This is a genomic window from Luteibacter sp. P4_D7_3 (assembly GCF_056401735.1).
In genome coordinates this window covers 1-2597 of sequence record NZ_JBFUIT010000435.1, presented here as the reverse complement: position 1 = coordinate 2597, position 2597 = coordinate 1, and the positions used below count along the sequence as shown (strand labels likewise).

At 60.9% G+C, this 2597-nt stretch carries 4 protein-coding genes; 3 read left to right on the top strand and 1 reads right to left on the bottom strand.

What is annotated here, in order from left to right:
* Positions 1-79: 79 nt before the first annotated feature.
* Positions 80-733: a DUF6766 family protein gene (locus tag AC1DSN_RS21155; protein WP_477298662.1), complete on the bottom strand. Its 654-nt coding sequence runs from the start codon at positions 731-733 to the stop codon at positions 80-82.
* Between the two features lie 138 nt (positions 734-871).
* Between AC1DSN_RS21155 and AC1DSN_RS21150 the strand changes: the two genes are divergently transcribed.
* From AC1DSN_RS21150 to AC1DSN_RS21140, 3 genes are all read left to right on the top strand, one after another.
* On the top strand, positions 872-1363 hold the full coding sequence (locus AC1DSN_RS21150) for a low affinity iron permease family protein (RefSeq protein WP_477332693.1): 492 nt from the start codon (positions 872-874) through the stop codon (positions 1361-1363).
* A gap of 631 nt (positions 1364-1994) precedes the next feature.
* A complete protein-coding gene (locus AC1DSN_RS21145) occupies positions 1995-2252 on the top strand; it encodes a VOC family protein (RefSeq protein ID WP_477332691.1) in 258 nt (85 codons plus the stop codon).
* Positions 2253-2315: 63 nt separating this feature from the next.
* Positions 2316-2450 (top strand): hypothetical protein, encoded by a 135-nt coding sequence (locus AC1DSN_RS21140; protein WP_477298703.1) that lies wholly within the window; start codon positions 2316-2318, stop codon positions 2448-2450.
* Positions 2451-2597 lie beyond the last annotated feature (147 nt).

Below are 2597 nucleotides of genomic sequence, written 5' to 3'. Positions count from 1 at the left end.
GCCGTGACCCGAGGTCGGAAGATTCTTATGCAGACGTTGGCTGCCATGGACTGGGGGCATTGCATCATGCGCACGTGTGTCAGTCACCGGTCTGATCGCGCGGCGCGTCGACTGCTTTGGACTGGGGCGAGTCTTTCTGCCGCAAAAAGATCGACAACACAACCAGCGATAACACGGCCAGAAATTCGCTCTGCCAATTCTGGAAAGACTCGAACCAAAAGCTGGGATCGATCAAGTAGTCACCCAACCGAGGCGACGATTGGGCATGCATGGCTGCTTGCAGGATTGCCTTACGCCAACTGCCCAGCAGATGGCCGACGAAGCAGCCGAGGAACAGCAGCAGAAAGGCGATCGACAGCGAGTTGGCGTAGATCCAGCGGATGGGGCCGCCGCGCCGCCACGCGCGTGGTTGTTTTTCCCACGGCGTAGGCGTGGCGACCTCATCAGCGGGGTCCATTGGACGCGATTCAGCCGACCCCTTTTGGCGTAGCCACACGGTCAATAAGACGTAGACGCCCATTTGCAGGAACTCGCTTTCCCAGTTCTCGAATGTCGCCGACCAGAAGTCGCCACTCGCCAGGTAAGCGGTCATGCCCAGCGAGGCACGACCGTGTTCGGCCAGTTCCTGGTTGTAGGCAGCGTGCCCGGTAGCTGCTTGTGCGGCCCACGCTGCCAACATCATCAGGCCGACGACGAGACTTAGCCCGTTGCGCTTGAAAAAAGAACCACCCATGCCGTCCATCCCTAGATGGCGCCTAGCATCCATTCGCCACAGTGAAGCCGACGTCCGCAGGCATTTCCGAAGCCTAAAGCTGGAAGAAAGGCGCATGCGTTATTTAGAGGCGCGCCCTTCTGTCCGGTAGGCCGCACCGTGGCGAGACTCTCCCTCTTCAATCGGCTCACCAGCTGGGCCGCCACCGCCGCAGGGAGCCCGGCGGCTTCCATCGGCGCCGCCGCCGTGGTCGCGATCTGGGCCGCATGTGGACCGGTTTTCAAATACAGTGAGACGTGGCAGCTGGTGATCAATACGGGCACGACCATCGTGACCTTTCTGATGGTGTGCCTGATCCAGAGTTCTCAGAACCGAGACAGCTGCGCGGTTCACCTCAAACGCGACCAGATCATCCGCGCCCTCGACGGTGCCAAGGACGAGCTGATGGACCTGGAAGGACTCGACCAGGTCGCTTTGGACAAGTCCGAGACGAATACGTCCGCGGCGCCGAGTTGGCGCGCAAAGGAAACTCCGTCAGGAGGCAGGACGAAGAGTCGGCTGCTGCTGGCCGCTACTCCCGGCTCTCGAAGGCGGTCAATCGGGCCTCGGCCAACGCTCGTTTCAGGTCGCGCCCGTCGAACGGCGGGCTGAGCAGCTGGCACCAGGTAGGCAGGTGGTCGTGGTGGTGACCCGGGGTCGAGCAAAGCGCAATCAGGGCGACGCCTGGCCTGTGTTCGGCCACCCAGTTCAATAGGGGCTGATCGTGGGCCACATCGAGCGAGCATCTCGATATTACCGCTGACAGGCCTGGCGCCCCCTGGATGACCAACCGGGCATCGCTGGTTCGATTAACCTGGACCGATGTCGCGCCAATGCTTTCAAGGGCAATCGCCAGCGCTTCGGCGACTGCGACATCGTCGTGCACGATGAGGACCACAGGGGATGATGCGGTTGGGCATGGGTCGGCCATTGCTTAGTTTATGCCCCGGTAAGAGGTGCGAGCTAGCGGGCAGTGCGACCAAGATCGCGTTTTGATCCCTCGGATCGGCGCAAAATCGCCTAGTTCATTCTTCCATTTGCCGCCATGGGCGCATCAGACCCCGCTCTGCAAACCCGTCGTCGCGCGAATCTGCGCCGCCTGATGCAGGTGCTGGAGGATGAGGGAATCCAATCCTTAGCTGCGCAAGCCGGAATTGTTGCCAAGAAGAGCGCGCCGCAACTCAACGCATTGATCTAAGGCGGCGCGATCTCGGACGCGTTGGCGCGCGAGATCGAATGGGCCATGCAACGTCCGGAAGGGTGGGGCACTGAGATGCTGACTGTTAAAGCTATCGATCACATCGTCTTTAATGYTCGCGACGTGGAAACCTCCGCCCTTTGGTATGAGCGCATCCTGGGTATGAAGCGGACGGACGCCACCTCGGAAAAGGGCGAGCAGCGATCGAGCATGTTCTTCGGTCACCACAAGATCAATCTTCGCCCTATCGATGCCGAGCAGGAGAGTTGGTTCACCGGCAAAGCCCCTTCTGTCGGGAGCTAGGACCTTTGCTTTCTCACCGATGCATTGCCGGACGCTTTCGCGGCGCACTTCCGGCGCTGCAAGGTGAACGTCGAACTGGGTCCGGTCCAGAAGAGCGGTGCGCGGGGGCCCATTCGTTCGGTCTACGTGCGCGATCCCGATGGCAGCCTGATCGAGGTGTCATCCTACGAGCAGGGGCTATCGGCAGCGTGCGCCTAAGCGTTCAGATCACCCCGCTGGTCGCAGCAAAAAAAGGCCGCCCAAATATGCGGGGCGGCCTAGACATGCGCCAGGGGGCTAAGGGTGGAGCATGTCTGCCACGATTATAAGGCAACCGGCGGTTGGAGAACGGTGCTGTCGCTGAAC